Annotated in this window: 15 protein-coding genes and 1 pseudogene; 8 read left to right on the top strand and 8 right to left on the bottom strand. The window is 63.3% G+C overall.

The features are described 5' to 3' along the window. Positions 1–26: 26 nt before the first annotated feature. Positions 27–938, bottom strand: a complete 912-nt coding sequence (locus ACFVTE_RS19095; protein ID WP_387103047.1) for a carbohydrate ABC transporter permease — start codon at positions 936–938, stop codon at positions 27–29. Further along, positions 938–2,056 (bottom strand): carbohydrate ABC transporter permease, encoded by a 1,119-nt coding sequence (locus tag ACFVTE_RS19100; RefSeq protein WP_387103049.1) that lies wholly within the window; start codon positions 2,054–2,056, stop codon positions 938–940. Before ACFVTE_RS19100 ends, ACFVTE_RS19095 begins: the two co-directional genes overlap by 1 nt. Before the next feature lie 121 nt (positions 2,057–2,177). Between ACFVTE_RS19100 and ACFVTE_RS19105 the strand changes: the two genes are divergently transcribed. Both ACFVTE_RS19105 and ACFVTE_RS19110 read left to right on the top strand, forming a co-directional pair. After that, positions 2,178–4,133 (top strand): glycoside hydrolase family 2 protein, encoded by a 1,956-nt coding sequence (locus ACFVTE_RS19105; RefSeq protein ID WP_387103052.1) that lies wholly within the window; start codon positions 2,178–2,180, stop codon positions 4,131–4,133. Between the two features lie 2 nt (positions 4,134–4,135). Then, complete coding sequence (locus tag ACFVTE_RS19110; RefSeq protein WP_387103055.1) at positions 4,136–5,065, top strand: aldose 1-epimerase family protein; 930 nt, start codon at positions 4,136–4,138, stop codon at positions 5,063–5,065. A gap of 396 nt (positions 5,066–5,461) precedes the next feature. Here ACFVTE_RS19110 and ACFVTE_RS19115 read toward each other — a convergent pair whose 3' ends face one another. Beyond that, entirely contained in the window at positions 5,462–6,643 is a 1,182-nt protein-coding gene (locus ACFVTE_RS19115; protein WP_387103057.1) for a fumarylacetoacetate hydrolase family protein, read from the bottom strand. Further along, positions 6,640–8,112: an aldehyde dehydrogenase (NADP(+)) gene (locus ACFVTE_RS19120; RefSeq protein WP_387103060.1), complete on the bottom strand. Its 1,473-nt coding sequence runs from the start codon at positions 8,110–8,112 to the stop codon at positions 6,640–6,642. The genes ACFVTE_RS19115 and ACFVTE_RS19120 overlap by 4 nt, the downstream gene beginning before the upstream one ends. Before the next feature lie 132 nt (positions 8,113–8,244). Between ACFVTE_RS19120 and ACFVTE_RS19125 the strand changes: the two genes are divergently transcribed. After that, entirely contained in the window at positions 8,245–9,000 is a 756-nt protein-coding gene (locus tag ACFVTE_RS19125; RefSeq protein WP_387103062.1) for an IclR family transcriptional regulator, read from the top strand. A 43-nt stretch (positions 9,001–9,043) separates the two neighbouring features. Here ACFVTE_RS19125 and ACFVTE_RS19130 read toward each other — a convergent pair whose 3' ends face one another. Further along, the gene (locus ACFVTE_RS19130; protein WP_387103064.1) at positions 9,044–10,258 is read right to left on the bottom strand and encodes an alpha-hydroxy acid oxidase; all 1,215 of its coding nucleotides are present in this window, start codon (positions 10,256–10,258) and stop codon (positions 9,044–9,046) included. A gap of 296 nt (positions 10,259–10,554) precedes the next feature. Between ACFVTE_RS19130 and ACFVTE_RS19135 the strand changes: the two genes are divergently transcribed. The 5 genes from ACFVTE_RS19135 (at position 10,555) to ACFVTE_RS19155 (ending at position 16,386) form a co-directional block, all read left to right on the top strand. Continuing rightward, positions 10,555–12,036 (top strand): MFS transporter, encoded by a 1,482-nt coding sequence (locus ACFVTE_RS19135; protein WP_387103066.1) that lies wholly within the window; start codon positions 10,555–10,557, stop codon positions 12,034–12,036. A gap of 43 nt (positions 12,037–12,079) precedes the next feature. Continuing rightward, positions 12,080–12,991, top strand: a complete 912-nt coding sequence (locus ACFVTE_RS19140; protein ID WP_387103067.1) for a dihydrodipicolinate synthase family protein — start codon at positions 12,080–12,082, stop codon at positions 12,989–12,991. 30 nt (positions 12,992–13,021) lie between these two features. Further along, positions 13,022–13,993: a C-terminal binding protein gene (locus ACFVTE_RS19145; RefSeq protein ID WP_387103070.1), complete on the top strand. Its 972-nt coding sequence runs from the start codon at positions 13,022–13,024 to the stop codon at positions 13,991–13,993. A gap of 53 nt (positions 13,994–14,046) precedes the next feature. Continuing rightward, the gene (locus ACFVTE_RS19150) at positions 14,047–15,621 is read left to right on the top strand and encodes a UxaA family hydrolase (RefSeq protein WP_387103072.1); all 1,575 of its coding nucleotides are present in this window, start codon (positions 14,047–14,049) and stop codon (positions 15,619–15,621) included. 258 nt (positions 15,622–15,879) lie between these two features. Then, a complete protein-coding gene (locus ACFVTE_RS19155) occupies positions 15,880–16,386 on the top strand; it encodes a hypothetical protein (protein WP_387103074.1) in 507 nt (168 codons plus the stop codon). Between the two features lie 479 nt (positions 16,387–16,865). Here ACFVTE_RS19155 and ACFVTE_RS19160 read toward each other — a convergent pair whose 3' ends face one another. The 3 genes and pseudogenes from ACFVTE_RS19160 to ACFVTE_RS19170 all read right to left on the bottom strand — a co-directional run. Next, entirely contained in the window at positions 16,866–17,108 is a 243-nt protein-coding gene (locus ACFVTE_RS19160) for a hypothetical protein (RefSeq protein ID WP_387103076.1), read from the bottom strand. Between the two features lie 443 nt (positions 17,109–17,551). Beyond that, positions 17,552–18,181, bottom strand: a complete 630-nt coding sequence (locus ACFVTE_RS19165; RefSeq protein WP_387103078.1) for a DUF1345 domain-containing protein — start codon at positions 18,179–18,181, stop codon at positions 17,552–17,554. 409 nt (positions 18,182–18,590) lie between these two features. Further along, positions 18,591–18,782, bottom strand: a pseudogene (locus tag ACFVTE_RS19170) (hypothetical protein); the annotation flags it as partial.

Genomic DNA, 18,782 nt, shown 5'->3' on the forward strand with positions numbered 1-18,782 from the left:
AGTCGCTGGGTAGAAGCTAGCGGGGGCTATTTTTCGCCGCTGCCTAGAGTGATGCCGCGGATGAGTTGGCGCTGGAAGGCGAGGAAGATTATCAGCAGCGGCAGGCTCCCGATCAGCCCGCGGGCCATGAGGTCCCCCAGGTTGGTGGTAGCGGCAAAGTTGGACTGCAGGGAAGCAAGTCCGGTGGTGACGGTAAACCATTCCGTCTTAGTGGATATGACCAGAGGCCACAGGTAGTCGTTCCAAGTCAGGACGAACGTGAAGATGGCCAAGGAAGCCATCGCGGGCCGGGCCAGCGGAAGCATGATTTCGAAGAAGACCCGCCAGCGGCCGGCACCGTCGATGCGTGCCGCCTCCTCGACCTCGGCCGGGACCTTGCTGAAGAACTGGGTCATGATGAACACACCGAGCGGGGCGGCCAGCCGGGGGAGGATGAGCGCTTCGTAGCTGTTCTGCCCGTGCGCTCCGGAAAACATCAGGAACAGCGGGACGAACATCGCTTCCTTGGGCACCATCAGCCCGGCGAGCACGATGACGAACAGCAGTCGGCGGCCAGGGAAGCTGATTTTGGCGAAGGCGTAACCGGCCATGGCTGAGAAGATCACCGTCACGGCAGTGGTTACCGCGGTGACGACTGCACTGTTCAGGAACCAGCGTCCCAGGTCGCCCGTGGCGAAGACGCTGACCAGATTCTCCAGCGTGACGCTCCGGGGGAGCAAATCACTGGATGACTGCTGCAGAACATCGTTCGGCGTCACAGCCATCGAGATCATCCAAAGGATCGGCGCGAACCATAAAAGCGCGGCGACGACCATGAAGGAGTGATAGGTCCATGAGCCGCGTGACCGGCGCTTGGTGCGTGCGCCGGGCGTGTTCGTACCTGTCGAGGCGGCGGCGGTTGGCGTGCTGGGGGACGTTGTCGGGGTGGGGGCGGCCATCAGGAGTCCTTGGAGAGCAGACGGAATTGGAGAGCGGACACAGCGGCCATGATGACGAAAAGGAACACAGAAACCGCGGAGGCATAACCGAGTTCGTAGTTTTTAAACCCTGCTTCGTAGATGTGCTGGATGAGCACCTGGGTGGCAGTTCCGGGGCCTCCCTTCGTCATGATGTAGACCTGTCCGAAGATCTGGAAGGAGGCAATCAGCTGGGTCACCGCGACCAGCACGGTCACGTGCGACAGGCCGGGCACGGTGATGTGGCGGAACTGCTGCCAGCGGCTGGCACCGTCCAGGGACGCCGCCTCATGCAGGCTGGGATCGATGTCCTGCAGCCCGGCCAGAAACAGCACGAGATTGAAACCGGCGGACCACCACACCGTGGTGGCAATGATGGACGGCATCGCCAGGGCCGGGTCCGAGAGGAAGGGGATGCCATCGACGCCGAACCATCTGAGGAATCCGGCGATCAGTCCGCGTTCCGGGTTGAGCAGGTAACTCCAGATGAGCGTGACGGCGGAAACCGGCAGCACGTACGGGATGAAGAACAGTGCCCTGTAGATGCCGGTTCCGCGGCGCTTTGTATGCAGGAGCAGGGCCAGCACCAGCCCGGTCAGCACCAGCACCGGCGTTGAGATCAGCGTGAAGCCCAAGGTGTTCCTCAGAGCAATCCAGAAGTTCTCGTCATTCCAGGAACCGGACGGGGAGGGATGGAATCCCAGCAGGACAGCAATGATCACACCTGCTGTAGCGGCGCCGGTGGCCGCGCGCCGATGCCGGCGTAGTCCGAAGGCGACCGCCGCCGTCACCGCGACAACGGCGAGCCGCACCGGCCACTCGTGGCCGAAGTCCCAGAGAATGTCCCGGCCCCAGAGCATCTTCACGTAGTTCCCGCCGCCGATGAACTTCCGCGTCGCCCCCAGCAAATCCCAGTCAAACCCGCTGACGTACAGAGACTGGAACAGCGGGACGAGGATGAACGCCACATAGACCAGCATGAAGGGGGCCAGGAAAGCCCAGCCATCCCTGATTGCTCTGCGGGCCAGCGTGGATGACGTTCCCGGCCGGAGTGAACGTTTCGAAATCTCCGGCCTAAGAGTGTCTTGTCCTATAGTCATCTTCGACACCTATTCAACGTAGCAAAAATTTGTTATCCATCATCCTGCTGCCTGGTACGCCGTGATGTCAACCACTTTTTTCTACGTTGAAAAAAGGGGTTGCAAAGTGCATGATGGCTGCATGAATGATGCACACACCACAGATACCTTCTTCCCCTTGGCGACGTCCCTCGCGGGGGACTATCCTCGGCCGCAGCTGGTCCGCCGTGACTGGACAGAGCTGTCCGGGCTTTGGGGCTTTGCTTACGATGACGCCGACGAAGGCCTGGACGGGCGCTGGCACCAGAAGGAGAGCCCGTTCGACCGACGCATTCGGGTGCCGTTTCCGCCGGAGTCGGCTGCCTCGGGCATCGGTGATAACTCCTTCCACCCGGTCATCTGGTACCGGCGTGAGCTGAGCTCAGCGGATGTTAGTGCTGCAGGATGGGGCCGGCAAGGTGCGCGGATGATCCTGCATTTCGGGGCCGTGGATTACCGCGCGGACGTATGGCTGAACGGCCAGTACCTGGGCAACCACGAGGGCGGGCACACGCCCTTCTTCTTTGACATCACCACCCATCTCCTGGCAAGCCCAGGAGCGGACGGGCACGTACTAGTGGTCCGGGCCGAAGACGACCCCATTGACGCGGCCCAGCCCCGGGGCAAACAGGACTGGCAGGAGGAACCCCACGGCATCTGGTACCGCAGGACAACCGGGATCTGGCAGCCCGTTTGGCTCGAGGCCGTCCCGCGGATGTCCGTGCAGAATCTCGCCTGGGCGCCGGACGTTCCGAATGGAGCTGTACGCCTGTCTTTGGAATTGGATGGCCGCCCCGCCACACCGGTGAACGTCGATGTCACCCTGTCCTACGAGGGAAAGACACTGGCCCGCGTCGGCTTCGAGCAGGCCGATCCGCGCAGCACGACACTGATCACCCTTCCACGGCAGACAAACGGCCAAGCCTACGAATCGCTGCTCTGGTCCCCGGAAATACCTCGACTCATCGATGCCGTTGTCCGGGTTTCGCCGGCCGAAGGAAATGTCGATGAGGTGTCCTCCTACTTCGGCATGCGGTCTGTGGGCTGGGCTGGACGGCACTTCATGCTCAACGACAGGCCGTATTACCTCCGTGCTGTCCTCGAGCAGGGTTACTGGCCCGAATCCCACATTGCCGCACCCGACGCTGACGCTTTGCGTCAGGAAGTTCAACTGATCAAGGACTTCGGCTTTAACACCGCTCGTATCCACCAAAAGGTTGAGGATCCCCGCTTCCTGTACTGGGCGGATCGGCTCGGGCTCCTCGTCTGGGGCGAAAACGCCAGCGCCTACGAATTCTCCGTCACGGCCATCGAACGCATGTCCCGGGAGTGGCTGGAGGTCATCCGCCGCGACATATCACACCCCTCGATCGTCACCTGGGTTCCGCTGAACGAAAGCTGGGGGGTGCAGCACATCTCTCACGACCAGGCGCAGCTCAGCTATGCCCAGGCCCTCTACCACCTCACAAAAGCACTGGATCCCTCGCGGCCGGTGGTGACCAACGACGGCTGGGAGCACGCGGACTCGGACATCTGGGCCATCCACGACTATGGCATCACCCGGGAGGAACTGGCAGCCAACTACGCCAGCGCCGGCAACCTCGAGGAGCTGATGGCCGGCATCGGCCCGCTCGGGCGCAGGATGAGACTTGTCGACACCCCGGACCGCGGGCAGCCATTCGTCGTTTCCGAATTCGGCGGCATCAGTTACGTCAGCGGCACCGGCCTGGAGTCATGGGGCTACGCCACAGTTTCCAATGCCGACGACTTCAGTCGTTTGCTTCGGGACCTGTTTGAGGCACTGCAATCCAGCCCCGTCCTCGCCGGCTTCTGCTACACACAGCTGACGGACACACTTCAGGAAGCCAACGGCCTGGCCGACGCCCAGCGCCGGCCCAAGATTCCCCTCGAGGAAATCAGATCCATCGTGCTGGGCGAGAACGTCAACACCGCTTCGCACCGCCGGCCCAAAACCCCGGTAGAGCAAGCCAACGAACCGGCACACACGGTCCCTGCAGTTGAGATGAAGCACCCTGAACCTGCCATTGAAATCGGTTAAAAATGCCGTCCCGCACGCCTCCGCCCGGACCTCCGGAATCCGAGTACCTCATCCGGGCGGACGACTACTCCGCCACCATCACCACCCAGGCGGCGGCGCTGCGCCGGCTCCGGCACGGAACCCGGGATCTGGTAGTTCCTTTCGAGGCAGGAGCGCCGATCCCGGATTACCGGGGAATCATCGCGGCCCCCTGGCCGAACCGAATACGCGACGGCCGGTACACCTTCGATGGAGAAACACAGCAACTGGCCCTCAATGAACCGGAGCGGTCCACCGCACTGCATGGACTGGTGTTCAATCGTGAGTGGGAGCTGCAATCGGCCGATGACTCGTCCGTGGTCCTGGGCTGTGAGCTTGGGCCAACAAGAGGATATCCATTCCAGCTGCGGCTGGAAGCGGCGTATCGAATCGATGAGAACGGCCTCCACACCATCGTTAAAGCGACCAATGCGGGCCCGGCCGCGGCCCCATATGGTGTCTGCCCCCATCCGTACCTTGTTGCCGGACCGTCAGCCATGAATGATTGGATTCTCGAAGTCCCCGCGGACTCATACCTTGACGTCACACCGGACCGACTCCTCCCACTGGAAACCCGTCCAGTTCGGGGACACGAGTTCGATTTCCGGGCCCCCCGCTCCATCGGAGGCACGGAAATTGACCACGCATTCACTGACATACGATTCGACGACCGGGGCCGCGCCCGGCTCACCCTGAAGGACCCCACTGGGACTGGCGTCGGCATGGCATGGGACGCTGCCTGCCCATGGCTCCAAATCCACACCGCCGACAAGAAACCACCTTTAGCCAACCGACTCGGACTCGCTGTAGAACCAATGACCTGTCCACCGGACGCCTTCAACAGCGGCACGGATCTCATCCGACTCAAACCCGCCGGAAGCTACCAAACACGATGGACCATCTTCGCCATCTGAATGCAACGAGCCGCTGACCCTCAATAAAGGTTCCGACCGTCAAAGACCCGATCATGAAACACCCGCCCTGTCTAAACCACAACAGCCCGAGAACGTCCACCCAACGAATAATTGCAAGCCGATGCCCATGGCCCCAGCCAATACCCTGATGACGCGGGCGGACGTCTACTTTTGCGCGTCCTATTCATGCGTCGATAACCGTGATTCGGTCAACCTGCCTGTCCCACCGGTGGTCATGACGAGCCAGGCTGGGCGGGCTTGTCACGGAAGTGCGGCGAGCTCCCGCCGTCGTATGTCCTGTCGCTGCCACCCCTCGCCCGTCTGGCCAGGATCGCCGAAAAGGCCCAGTCTCCGTCTGCCGAGCACTGGGCCTTTCCGTTGATCTTTCGCCCGGTACTAGCCCTGGCGGGCCGGGACCTGCACACTCCGCGAGAGGTACTCCATGAGGTCGCGGATGCCGAAGCTCCACGCGGGGAGCTCTTCGGTGGTGCCCGTGGTATTGATCAGCGAGCCGAGCTGAGCGCTGCTGATGGTCACCTGGTCCGCATCGTGGTGGGTGAAGCCCAGGCCTGGCTGGTCCCGGTCCTTGGTGGGCGCGAAGAGCGTGCCGGTGAACAAGGCGAATCCGTCCGGGTACTGGTGGTGCCGGCCGAAGGCGGCGCCCACCAGCTCCTCGAAGGGCCTGCTGATCCGGGACAGGCTGTTCTGCCCTTCAAGCCGGTAACCGTCCGTCCCCTCCACGGTCAGGGTGATGTCCTCGCTCCGCAGCGACTCAAGGTTGAATCCTGCATCGAAGAGGCGTACGAACGGGCCGATCGAACTGGATGCGTTGTTGTCCTTGGCCATCCCCAGCAGGAGTGCGCTGCGGCCTTCCACATCACGCAGGTTCACGTCATTACCCAGCGTCGCCCCGCGCACCTGGCCCTTGGAGTCCACAATCAGGACCAGTTCCGGTTCCGGGTTGTTCCACTGCGAAAACGTGGGGAGGCCGATCCGGGAACCAAAACCGACGCTGGAGAGCACCGGTGCCTTAGTGAACACTTCGGGGTCCGGGCCGAGCCCCACCTCCAGGTACTGGGACCACATACCCTTGGCCGTGAGAACCTCTTTGACCTTACGGGCCTGTTCCGAACCCGGCCGGACCGTGGCGATGTCTGACCCGAGGATGGCCAGGACGGATTCGCGGACGGCCGCGGCCTTGTGGAAGTCGCCTGCGCACCGTTCCTCGATGACGCGTTCGATCATGCTGCCAACGAACGTCACGCCACAAGCTTTGATGACCTGCAGGTCCACCGGGGCCAGGAGGTGGGGGCATTCGCGGTCCTGCGCCAGTGAAGCATTCACCAGTGCGGCGAGGTCCCACCGCGGTGCCTCGCGGGTGGAGGTGATCAGCCCCGCCGGGTCCTCGGAGTCCATCAGTTCCGAGACGGTGCCGACGTGCTCCGTGTGGTCGTAAACGTCCTGTCCGCTCACGGAGACAACGCGCGGTCCGCCGGACTTGGGGTCCCAGACACGCCCCACCAGGAGGGCGCGGTCGGCGTCAACGGGCAGGATCTGGCTTGCGGTAACAGTTGTCATCGTGCTTCTGCTTTCTGTCCGGCAGGTTCATGGATTCCATCCACGCGCCGTGCAATGTTCCAGGGGTTGTCCTCACGCAGCGCTGGCGGAAGCTGCTCTGCGGCGAAGGAGTCATAGGCTACGGGGCGCATGAACCGTCCGATGGCCGCCGTGCCTACTGAGGTGGTGGAGGCGGCGGTGGTGGCGGGGTAAGGACCGCCGTGCTGCTGCGCGTAGGTGACGCTGACTCCTGTTGGCCAGGCGTTCCACACCAGGCGTCCGCTCCGTTCGCGCAGCACCGTCAGCAGGTCATTGAGCTGTTCCTCCGGCTCGCCGTGGACAGTGGCGGTCAGCTGGCCCTCCAGCAGCCCGGCCAGCTCGGCGAGGTTGGTTCCGGGGCGGTAGCGGATCAGGAGGGTGGCGGGGCCGAACATCTCCTGCTCCAGCAGCTCCGGTTGCGCCAGGACGGTCTCGGCCGTGGTGGCCAGGACAGTGGGACGGGGAGCTTCAGAGCCGTCGCCCGGCACCAGCACGTGCACGCCATCGGCGGACCGTACGTTTTCCAGCGCGGCGTCGAAACCCTCGCGCAGCTTCGGGCTGAGGAGCGGTGCCACGCTCTTGGCATCGAGTTCCTGCTGAAGAAAACCCGCCACGTCATCCGAATCATGCACGGGTGCGAACAGCAGTCCCGGTTTGGTGCAGAACTGGCCCATGCCTGCGGAGAAGCTGGCAGCGTACCCGGAAAGGATGGCCTCCCTGCGCGCAGCCCAGGCCTGCTCCGTGACGAACACGGGGTTGATGCTGCCCAGTTCTCCATAGAAGGGGATGGGGGTGGGCCGGCGGCAAGCCCGGTCGAAGAGTGCCCGGCCGCCGGCCGTGGAACCCGTGAATCCGATGGCCTTGGTTAGGGGGTGGTCCACGAGCGCTTCCGCTGCCTGCCGGCCCACCACGGCGGAGAAGAGTCCCTGCGGCGCCCCTGCCGCGGCAAGGGCTTCCTCCACGATGGCGGCGGTCCGCAGGGCCAGCTGCAGGTGTCCTTCATGGATCTTGTGCACCACCGCGCAGCCGGCGGCCAGGGCGGAGGCAGTGTCGCCGCCCATCACGCTGAAGGCAAAGGGGAAGTTGGAGGCACCGAAGACGCCCACGACGCCGAGGGGCACGTTGACCTTGCGCAGGTCCGGCCGGGGGCCCATGCCCCAGTCCGGGTCGGCGTGGTCAATCACGGCGTCCAGGTGCTCGCCTGCGATAATTTCGCTGCGGAAGAGGCGCAGCTGGAAGACGGAGCGCTTCAGTTCGAAGCGCAGCCGGCCCTCGTCCAGGTGCGTTTCCTGTGCTCCAAGGCGCACAAGCTCATCTGCGTTTGCTTCTAACGCAGAGGCGATGGCCTCAAGCCAGGAGCCGCGGACATCCGGTTCCACGTCGCGGGCTATTTCGTAGGCCGCATGCGCGGCCAGGATTTGCTGTTCGACCTGTTCGGGAGTTGATTTCATCTGGTTTTCTCCTGGATTTATGTCTTGGTCACGCACCACGTTCTCTTTTCTCGAACGACGTGCGATATTTCGAACGATACGCGTACACTGGAAGCTGCATGAAGCCATGGCTCCCTACCGAAAGGACACACAGTGCCCCGCTTGACCCCCGCCGTCGTCAGGAGCCTTGACGTTCTGGAGCTCTTCATGGACGCCCGGCACGGGCTCTCTGCCCCCGAGGTGGTGCAGCGGACCGGGCTTCCCCGGACCACCGTCCACGAACTGCTCACCACCCTGACCGAGCGCAAATACCTCCGCCGGGACGATGCCACTGCCACCTATCACCTGGGCCTGAGCGTCTTCCGGCTGGGCAACGCGTTCGCCGAACGGCTGGACCTGCACGCCGTCGGGCTGCGCATTGCCCAGTCCGTGGCCAAGGAGTGTGACGAGACGGTCCACGTGGGCATTCTGGACGGCGCGGACGTCGTGTACATCTGCAAGGTGGACAGTACCCAGTCCGTGCGTATGGTCTCGCGCATGGGCGGCCGGGTTCCTGCCAGCTGCACAGCGGTGGGCAAGGCCCTCCTGGCGTACCTGCCGGACGGTGAACGCAAGCGGCTCTTCAAGAAAGGCCTCGCCAAGCTGACCCCTAAAAGCATCACCGAGCCCCATGTGCTGGCCAACGTGCTGGATGAGATCCGCGCTTCCGGGCTGGCCTTCGAGTCCGGGGAGTCCAATCCTGATGTTTCCTGCGTGGCTGCTCCGGTGCGGGACCACACCGGAGCAGTGGTTGCGGCGTTGAGCATCTCCGTCCCGGACATGCGCTGGAACCAGCGCCCGGTAGAGGAATGGTCGGCACTGGCGGCCGACGGCGCTGCCCGCTTCAGTGCCGAGCTCGGCTACCGCTGAGGTGACGGAGAGGGCCGCGGCTGCTGGGCCGTCGGCCTGGCCGTCAGCCCGCCAGCGCCACATGGTCGCCAGAAATGCCGGCAGTGGACTTCACGCCCAGCAACTGCATTGACCGCACGTACTGGGAGCGCAGGATCTTCACCGCGTGCGCGGCACCGCGTTCTCCGCCGGCCATCAGGCCGTACAGGTAGGCCCGTCCCACCATCGCCGCGTCCGCACCCAGGCCGACGGCGGCGAGGATGTCGCTGCCGGACATGATTCCACTGTCGATCAGTACCGTGGGCCCGGGCCCCAATGCTTCGCGTACCTGGGGGAGGATCCGGAGGATCGTGGGGGAGCGGTCCAGCTGCCGTCCCCCGTGGTTGGAGAGGACCAGGCCGTCGCATCCCAACTCCACCACCCGTTCAGCATCCTTGACGGTCTGGATGCCCTTGACCAGCAGCTTGTGGGGCCACACCTGCCGCAGCCAGGCGATGTCCTCGAACGTCAGGGCGGGGTCGAAGACCTGGTCCGCCACCTCTGCCGAGTTGCCGCCGAAACCGCGGAGTGAAGCGAATTCGATGGGCGGGGTGGTGAGCTTGTCGAACCACCAGGAAGGGTGCAGGGCCATGTCCGCAAAGGTCTTGGGCGACAGCGTGGGCGGAATGGTGAGCCCGTCACGCAGCTCCCTGACCCTTGCGCCGCCCACCTGGGTATCCACGGTGACCATCAAAACCTTGTAGCCACTGTCCAGGACGCGCTGCAGGAGGCCCTCGGTTTTGCTCCTGTCCTTCGCGATGTAGAGCTGGAACCAGTTGTTTCCGTCGGGGACAGCGCCGGCCAGGTCCTCCACCGTGGTGGTGCCGACCGTTGAAAGGGTGTACGGGATGTTGTTCCGGGCGGCCACCCGGGCCACCGCCTTTTCGCCGTCGTTGTGCATCATCCGGGTGTAGCCGGTGGGCGCCAGGACCAGCGGGAAGTCAATGGCCTGGCCCAGGAGCTCGGTGGAGGGATCCGGATCCGAGACGTCACGGAGCACGGCCGGGGAGAACTCCACGTCGTGGTAGGCCTGCCGGCACCTCGCGATGGTGATCTCTTCTTCGGCGGCACCGTCCGTGTAGTTGAAGACAGCCTTTGGCGTGGTTTTCTGTGCCATCGCGCGAAGGTCCGCGATGGTGAACGCCCGGGCAAGCCTTCGCTGCACGGGATCCAACTCGAAACTCCGGAACTGGACGAGTTCCCGGATCTCGGACCACTTGGGCAGTTGACGGTCATCCATACGGAGGAGCCCCTTTCATGTTCGAAATTTAGTACGCGAGTCAATTCTCCAGACCGCCGGGAGCTGGTGGAGCGCCCATGTCGCCGGAGACTTCCTTGGTGCCGGTCTTGCTTCTGCGGCAGGATTTTCGGGCCAATTCCCGGGCTCTGCTTGACGCTCCCGGGGCTGCCTCCCTAGACTCCTTTGTGTTCCCGATCACCCTACCGCAGCAACCGCATGATCGCCACTTCGATCAACGTTCGAAATCTCGAACTAGCGAAAACACACAAAGCAGTGCGCTTTCGAAAGGACCCTCAATGTCAGCAGTGCCAAATTCCGCTGCCCCCGCCAGCGGACGGCTCATCCTCCGCTCCGCGCAGGATGTCACCGACCTCATCAACAGCGGGACCCTCCAGAAGGGCAAATCCTTTGCCATTACCCTGATCGCCCTGGGCGGCATCTTCCTGGACGCTTACGACTTCACCTCGCTGGCGTTCGGCATGCCTTACATCGCCAAGGACTTCGGCCTCACTCCCGGAATGCTCGCCCTGGTGTCAGCATCGATCATGGTGGGCGCACTCGTTGGTTCCGTGTTCGGCGGCTACTTCGTCGACAAGCTGGGACGCTTCAAGGTCTTCATGGCCGACATGGTCTTCTTCGTCGTCGCCGCAATCGCCTGCGCCATCGCTCCGGACGTCTGGACCCTCATCATTGCCCGCTTCATCATGGGCGTAGGCATCGGCGTGGACTTCCCGGTCGCCTTCAGCTTCCTGGCCGAGTACGCCTCCCGGAAGAAGAAGGGCGGCACCGTGTCGCTCTGGCAGCCCATGTGGTACGTGGCCGTCGCCTCCACCTTCGCGCTTCTCATCCCCGTTTACTTCCTGTTCCAGAACATGCACTGGGGTGAAAACCACATGTGGCGCATCGTGGTCGGATTCGGTGCAGTCCCCGCCATCCTCATCATGATCTTCCGCCAGAAGTACATGGCCGAGTCGCCGTCATGGGCAGCCCAGAACCTGGGCCTGCACGAAGCAGCCAAGATCCTCAAGCAGACCTACGGCGTGGACGCCGAAGTGGCCCCGGACGCCGTCGACCCCCGCGCGGAGCGCAAGCAGTTCCAGATGACGCTAACCCAGGCCTGGGGCAAGCTCGTGAGCAAGAAGTACCGCGGCCGGACCGTGCTGTCCGCAGTCATCAACGCGGGACAGTCCATGGAGTACTACGCCGTCGGCTTCTTCGTCGGCCAGATTGTCCTCGCCATGCTGCACACCCAGAACGTGATGACCAACATCATCTCGTCCCTCATCCTCAACCTTTGCTTCGGCGTCACCGGCGGATTCCTCGGTGCCCGGCTCTCCGGCAGGATCGGCCCGCGCAAACTCGCGCTGTTCGGATTCTGCGGCACGTTCGTCTGCATGGTGATCGCAGGCAGCCTCAGCAACGTTCAAGGTGCCTGGTCGTTCGTCGGTGCGGTGGTCATCGGCCTTCTGATCTTCTGCCACGCTGCTGGCCCAGGTGCCCAGGGAATGACTATGGCCACCATGTCCTACCCCACCTCGCTGCGCGGTGCCGGCACGGGCTTCACCCAGATCGGCGTCCGGCTCGGAGCGATCGCAGGCCTGGTGTTCTGGCCCCTGGCCACGGCCGCGTGGGGAACCAGGGCGCTGCTGGTACTCGCCGCTGTTCCAGCCATCGCCATCGTGGTGATCCTGGTCAACAAGTGGGACCCGCACGGCCGCGACATCGACGCCGAGGACTACGAGGACGAAACCGCTCCGGTCCTGGCCAGCAGCCGCTGAACCAGCGACTGCCCCTTCTCTCCAACCTATAAAAGGACAACCTATGAGTGCCATCACTGGCGTAATGCCGGTAGCGCCCACCATTTTCGCCGACAACGAGGAACTGGACCTCGACGGCCAGCGCCGCGTGCTGGACTACCTCGTGGACGGAAAATCCGACGCCGTCTGCATCCTGGCCAACTACTCCGAGCAGTTCTCCCTGACAGATGACGAGCGCGAGGCAGTGCTCCGGACCACCATGGAGCATCTTGACGGACGGATGCCGGTCTGTGTCACCACCAGCCACTTCAGCTCCCGGATTGCCCGGGAACGCAGCCTCCGTGCGCAGGAACTTGGTGCCGAAATGGTCATGCTGATGCCGCCGTTCTTCGGGGCCACCATGAAAGTGGACGACCAGGCGGTACTGGAGTATTTCAAGCGCTTGGCCGACGGACTGGACATCGACATCATGATCCAGGACGCGCCGATGAGCACCACGCCGCTGTCCGTGGGGCTCCTGGCCCGCCTCGCGCAGGAGGTTCCGCAGGTGAGGTACGCCAAGATCGAGATGCCCCAGGCGGCGGACAAGCTGCGCGCCCTCGGTGCCGCCGCCGGGCCCGCATTGCCCGGACTTTTCGACGGCGAGGAAGCCATCACCCTCATCCCCGACCTTGAGGCGGGGGCCCAGGGCACGATGAGCAGCTGCATGGTGCCGGACGAGCTGGGCCAAATCGTGCGGGATTTCCATGCAGGGGATCGGGACAAAGCCATTCATGCCTGGGAAAACCTGCTTCCGTTCATCCACTTCGAGAACCGGCAGTGCGGCCTGCGGGCAACGAAAGTCCTGATGAAGGAGGGCAACATCATTGCCAGCGACAGGACGCGCCAGCCCGTGGGGGAGCTGAATCCGGACACCCGGGCGCAGCTCGTGGAAATGGCCAAACGCAAGGACCCGCTGATTCTCCGCTGGGCGTGAGAGTCAACGGACGGACCGAGGAAAGGGAGGATGGACATGCCGCGCATCGTCATCACGGACTACGAATTCGAATCGATAAGCCAGGAGCAGGCGGTAGCGGAGGCCAACGGCGTGGAGCTGGTGCGGGCCCACTGCAGGACCGAGGACGATGTCTTGGCGGCTGCGTCGGAGGCGGACGGGCTCATCGTCCAGTACGCCCCCATCACAGGACGCGTCCTCAGGAACCTGCCCCGCCTGAAGGCTGTGAGCCGGTATGGGGTGGGCGTGGACACCATCGACGTGCCGGCTGCAACGGAATGCGGTGTGGCAGTGTCCAACGTGCCCGATTACGGCGTGGAGGACGTCAGTGATCACGCGATTGCTCTCGCCCTGACGCTGGCCCGCGGCATTCCTGACCTGGACCGGGGAGTTCGGGCGGGGCGGAACCTCCTCGACTCGGTCAAGCCGCTCCGCCGCTTCTCCTCCCAGACGTTCGGAGTGGTGGGGCTCGGCCTGATCGGCGCGGCAACAGCAGCCAAAGCCAAGGCCCTTGGCTTCCGCCCCCTCGGGTACGATCCCCTCCACACCCCGGGGACCACCACCAAGGAAGGCATCCAGGTGGTCTCCTTTGATGACCTCCTGGCCGCGTCCGACGTCGTATCCCTGCATGTCCCGTTGAACAAGCACACCCACCACTTGATCAACGCCCGCACGCTGGAGCAGTTCAAGGAGGGGGCCACGATCGTCAACACCTGCCGCGGCGGGGTAATTGACACCGAGGCCCTCATCGATGCGCTGAAAACCGAAAGGATCCGGGCTGCCGGCCTGGACGTCTTTGAGGAAGAGCCTCTTCCGCTCCACAGCGTGCTGCTGGATCTGGACCGGGTGGTGCTGACCCCGCACACCGCGTGGTACACGGAGGAATCAAGCGACGAACTCAAGCGGCGCACCGCGGAGAACGTGGTGGACGCCTGCCTGGGCCGCCGGCCGCGCAACATCGTCAACCCCGAGGTCCTCACCTAGTCACCGATCCCGGACATCTGGTAGCGGAGACGATTAGAAGTAAAGGCATGAACATGAACACACCGACGCAATTGGTCCCGGCCCCGCAGCTTGGCGCGGACACAGGTCTGTTGGTCCTGCACCCCGAGGACAATGTGGGGACTGCCCTCGGGGTCATTCCCGCTGATAGCCGGGTGTCCTTCGGCGGGGGTGACCTGCTGGCCCAGGACGAGATTCCCACCGGCCACAAGGTGGCGTTGCGGTCCATCGAGGCCGATGAGCCGGTCAGGAAATATGGCCAGATCATCGGTTTCGCGGGGCGCGCGATCCGGGAGGGCGAACATGTTCACGTCCACAATGTTGCCTACCGGGAATTCGACCGGGCCGGCGATTTTGGGACGGCCCTGCGGAAGACCGACTTTGTGCCCGAAAGCGAGCGCGCAACGTTCCAGGGGTACCGGCGGATGAACGGTTCCGTCGGTACCCGGAACTACGTTGGGATCCTGACTTCGGTCAACTGCTCCGCCACCGCGGCGAAGCTCATCGCCTCCCGGATCGAGAACAGCGGTGTCCTGGACGGCTACCCCAACGTGGACGGCGTGGTGGCGCTCACGCATTCCTCCGGATGCGGGACAGGTGGTGAGGGCAACTACGGGTTCGAGGTGCTGCAGCGGACCCTCCAGGGCTACGCGAACCACCCGAATTTCGCCGCCATCCTGGTCCTGGGGCTGGGCTGCGAGGTGAATCAGATCGCCGGCCTCACCGCCGGGTGGTCGCTCAGCCCTGACAAGTCGGTTTCCAGCATGACCATCCAGGCGCAGGGCGGCACCCGGGCCACGGTAGCCGAAGGCGTGCGCCGGATTGAGGAACTGCTCCCCGAACTCGATAAGGCACGGCGGACAAGCGTTCCGGCGTCGGAACTCATCCTCGCCATGGAGTGTGGCGGCTCGGATGCGTTCTCCGGGATCACCGCCAATCCTGCCCTGGGGGCTGCCGCGGACATCCTTATCAGGCACGGTGGCAGCGCTGTGTTCGGTGAAACTACGGAGATCTACGGGGCGGAGCACCTGCTGACGTCCCGTGCGGAGTCCCAACTCACGGCGGACAAGCTCAATGAACGGATCCGCTGGTGGGAGCAACATGTGGCCGTGGACGGATCGTCCATTAACAACAACCCATCTCCGGGTAACAAGGCGGGTGGACTCACCACCATCCTCGAAAAGTCCCTTGGGGCGGTAGCGAAGGGCGGAACCACAAACCTGGCGGACGTCGTCGAGTACGCCGAGCCCATTACCGCCCGCGGCCTCGTTTTCATGGACACCCCGGGATACGACCCCGTCAACGCGACCGGTTTGGTCGCCGGCGGCGCCCAGGTGCTTGCGTTCACCACCGGCCGCGGTTCAGCCTTCGGCTGCAAGCCCACGCCGAGCATCAAGCTTGCCACGAACACCGCGCTTTACGAGCGGATGCAGGACGACATCGATGTGAACTGCGGGGCCGTGGCGGACGGGCAGCTGACCATCGAGGAGATGGGACAGCAGATCTTCGACCTCGTCCTCCGGGTCGCGTCGGGCGAAGAAACCAAAAGTGAGCAACTGGGGTACGGGGACAACGAATTCGTCCCCTGGCAGCTGTCTACAGTTCTTTGAATGGAGGACTTCAGCTTCCGCAGCCGTGGCTGCCAGGGTCCTCCGGGTTTGTGGCGCAGGCGGCGTTTGCCGCCAGGGAGGGCGGTGGCAGCGTCCTCGTCCCCTTGGCGGAAGGCGTCCTCAAGGGAAAACTGCAGGTGGGGAAGCAATCCTGAAACGGCCCTTCCTGCCAGAGACATCCGCAGAGCCCAACTTAGGCCCATTCGCCTCATCGTCGCCGGGCTGCCTGCGGGGGTTTCCGACCTCCTTAATGAGGGAGTGGAGACCTTCCTCCGACGTGCCGACCGCTTTGATCTGCATGCAGCCTCGGTAACCGAAGTGGAGCGATCCTTCACGGAAACCTTTGCCTCCGCCGACATGACCCTCACCCCGCAACTGGCGGGGACGGTGCGGAAGCCACCGGCAGCTACCCGTTCCCGTCCAACTGATGGCTGTTACTTGTGGCAGGAAGCCGAAAAACGCAGCAGACGGATAGATGCTGCCGCGGTCAGCCGGGCCGCTGCTGGCCGCCGCCGAAATGCGCATATAGTCATCCAAGCAGCACTTTCAACTGCATCCGGACGAGACCAGGATTTCCTGCAGGCAATGGCAGAAGACCCGGGTGCGTCAGCCACAACCCACATCCGCGGACGGACTGGTGCGCGACCGAATGCCGTCGGTAACTACCGGACACGCCTCAGGGACGCCGCCCTCATCAAAGCAGCCACTTCCGGCATTGGGGGCGGCGCGGAAGTGCTGAACGACGCCGATAGTGCGGATTCCTGAAGCCGTGAATGTGCTGGGCCTTGTGGCTGTCTGATTCCCTCCGCGGGGCAAGGTTCGGGTCAGGACCTCTTCGACTGTTTCAGCCATGAAACGTTAGAAGGAGGTTGCAACGGCTATGACATTCTTTGAGCCCGGAGCGCGCTTGCTCCGCACATCACGGCTCAGGCCCATCGCCCAGACGAGTTCCGGCCGAGCAGCGGAGCGTCGCCGCAATGGGCGTCACGGCGGCCGGTGAGGTAATCTTCCACACCCTGGGCTTCGGATTCGGTTGTATCGGCACCGGATGGTTCGGATTGGCGAAGTTTTCGAAGAGTGGCGTATTTTCAGGGGGAGAGGCTGGTTCGAGTCCCATCTCGGGCACGTGTTTTCCCTGTTCAGGGCTTTGCGGCCTCCGAGTGTGGACAAATTTTGTTGTGAGGGGCCCCTTCGGGGGCCTTTTTCAGTTGGTGGCGGGTGCTGTGGTCGGTAGCCTCCTTGCTTTACTGGACGGACGGGTTGTTGTTTGTTACCTGTTCATGGGCGTTCGTGGTGCGCCAAACATGACTTGGGGAAAAATTGATGCTGGTTTCATTGCTGTGTCGTTGGTTGTTCACCTGGATTTCCTCCTGCTCGGCTCGTGGGTGGCTGTTCTTCGTATTCACGGTGGTTCTGGGGGAGGCGGCATGTCTTGTGCCCGACAGGTGGGAATAGCTGTTCATGGTGGCCGTCAGCGTCGACTGCATGACTCTTTTGAATCATTGCCGTGATGCCCCGAAGTGAGGAATCCTCCGGCTGGCTGCTGTCTTTCATGCCTGTTCATTGCCAGCCTTTTTGGTCGACGGCGTGACGGACTGATGAGACGAGGCCGGAGCACCCGCATCCGGACAAGAACCCCTTCGTTACTCTCGCCGAGCCCTGCGCACCAAAGGGTCCGCTTCCTGGTCATGCACGTTTGTGCTCTTTGTTCATGAGCTGGTTTGAGACGAGTCGAGTGGCAGGGTCTCCGGACGAACGGCAGGGCTTCAGCCGGTGAAGCGCAGGCGCTCCGATGCCAGTGCGCTGAATTGGTTTTTGCAGCGACACGCGCGTCGTCGCGAGATCACTGAAGGACTTGGTTTTTGTGATGCGCCATGACGTTGGACTGCTCACCGCTCGCGGGCACCAGACGTCATGTTGGGGTGTAAGTTCAGCTGGACTGACCGAGGCTGACGACAAGGTTGATCGCCACTGCGACGACGAAGGTGCCGAAGAAGTAGGAGAGCAGCGCGTGCCCTAGGGCGATCCTGCGGGAAGGGGTGGATGACTCGTTCACGTTGCTCGCGTTGTATGACATGCCGATTGAGAATGCTGCGTAGGCGAAGTCGCTGTATGACGGGTCCTCGTCCTGGTTGAAGCGGAAGCGATGGCGCTCGTCGTGGTAGTACATCCGAGCGTATTTGAAGGCGTAGACGGTGTTGACGAGAGCCCAGGCTAGCACCACGCCGAGAGCCGCCAGGATCGCCGCGGTCACGCCGATGAGATCCTTCTGCTGGCTGCGGATCAATGCAAAGACGACCGCCACGAGACTGACGAACGTCGCGCCGATGATGAGGGAGTCAACGAGCCGTCGAGATCGACCTTCATGGCGGGCGAGTTCACCAGTGGCCTCCGGACCAGCGGGCCACGCCTTTGTCCACGCCCAGATCAGGAAGACGCAGCCGGCGACAGACCATCCGATCAAGGGCGCGAGCTCGGGAGCACCGAGCAGCGCCGGAAAGACTGCGATTACTAGACCAACGATGGCTGAAACTAGAGCCTTGCGATCAATGTGCGACATTGCAGAAGCTGCCCTCCAGACTAGACCGACCGTGACGGGCCGATGGTTGGTTGCTAGCGGATCTCAAGATCACTGAATATCTCGAGGCCTAAGGATTTCTTTGTATTACAAAGAACCGGGAGATCTGGTTTTAGTCGTGTGCGCTGACCCTGGTTTCCGCCGGGTGGGTCCGGGTGTGACTTTCGTAGCGATAGTGCCCCTGGCGAGGTGTCCCGGCTGCTCCTGATCCTGACTCCTGAGCCCTTGCCCGGAGTCGGCGCCCTGGTCCGGGCAAGTCTGCAGGGCATTGCCCGGCACAGCGACTCCAGCAGCGGTGCCCACTTCGCGCAGGTCACCACGGCAGGAATTGCGGCACACGTTTGTGCTGTGCTGTCAACGTTGCCATTCCACCGCCGTGGCGGAACGGGTGTCAGGCTGTGCGGTGTTTTCGCAGCGTCCTTAGGGCGGCTGCGACTCCTACGGCTGTCAGTACCCATGGGCCGCCGACGATGATGGGGTCGATCCATTGGTGGTTCACGTCCGCGCGTTTTTGGCCGTAGCGTGAGCGGACGCCGTGGGCGGAGAACTCGCTCTTGAGGCCGGTTTCGGTGACGGGGTTGTC

The sequence above is a fragment of the Arthrobacter sp. NPDC058097 genome (genome assembly GCF_042884885.1).
In the GTDB taxonomy this organism is placed as follows: Bacteria; Actinomycetota; Actinomycetes; order Actinomycetales; family Micrococcaceae; genus Arthrobacter.

What these genes read in the sequence shown, in the direction of transcription:
- ACFVTE_RS19095 (WP_387103047.1), bottom strand. Translation starts at nt 938, where the DNA reads ATGGCCGCCCCCACCCCGACAACGTCCCCCAGCACGCCAACCGCCGCC.
- ACFVTE_RS19100 (WP_387103049.1), bottom strand. Translation starts at nt 2,056, where the DNA reads ATGACTATAGGACAAGACACTCTTAGGCCGGAGATTTCGAAACGTTCA.
- ACFVTE_RS19105 (WP_387103052.1), top strand. Translation starts at nt 2,178, where the DNA reads ATGAATGATGCACACACCACAGATACCTTCTTCCCCTTGGCGACGTCC.
- ACFVTE_RS19110 (WP_387103055.1), top strand. Translation starts at nt 4,136, where the DNA reads ATGCCGTCCCGCACGCCTCCGCCCGGACCTCCGGAATCCGAGTACCTC.
- ACFVTE_RS19115 (WP_387103057.1), bottom strand. Translation starts at nt 6,643, where the DNA reads ATGACAACTGTTACCGCAAGCCAGATCCTGCCCGTTGACGCCGACCGC.
- ACFVTE_RS19120 (WP_387103060.1), bottom strand. Translation starts at nt 8,112, where the DNA reads ATGAAATCAACTCCCGAACAGGTCGAACAGCAAATCCTGGCCGCGCAT.
- ACFVTE_RS19130 (WP_387103064.1), bottom strand. Translation starts at nt 10,258, where the DNA reads ATGGATGACCGTCAACTGCCCAAGTGGTCCGAGATCCGGGAACTCGTC.
- ACFVTE_RS19135 (WP_387103066.1), top strand. Translation starts at nt 10,555, where the DNA reads ATGTCAGCAGTGCCAAATTCCGCTGCCCCCGCCAGCGGACGGCTCATC.
- ACFVTE_RS19140 (WP_387103067.1), top strand. Translation starts at nt 12,080, where the DNA reads ATGAGTGCCATCACTGGCGTAATGCCGGTAGCGCCCACCATTTTCGCC.
- ACFVTE_RS19145 (WP_387103070.1), top strand. Translation starts at nt 13,022, where the DNA reads ATGGACATGCCGCGCATCGTCATCACGGACTACGAATTCGAATCGATA.
- ACFVTE_RS19150 (WP_387103072.1), top strand. Translation starts at nt 14,047, where the DNA reads ATGAACACACCGACGCAATTGGTCCCGGCCCCGCAGCTTGGCGCGGAC.
- ACFVTE_RS19160 (WP_387103076.1), bottom strand. Translation starts at nt 17,108, where the DNA reads ATGCAGTCGACGCTGACGGCCACCATGAACAGCTATTCCCACCTGTCG.
- ACFVTE_RS19165 (WP_387103078.1), bottom strand. Translation starts at nt 18,181, where the DNA reads ATGTCGCACATTGATCGCAAGGCTCTAGTTTCAGCCATCGTTGGTCTA.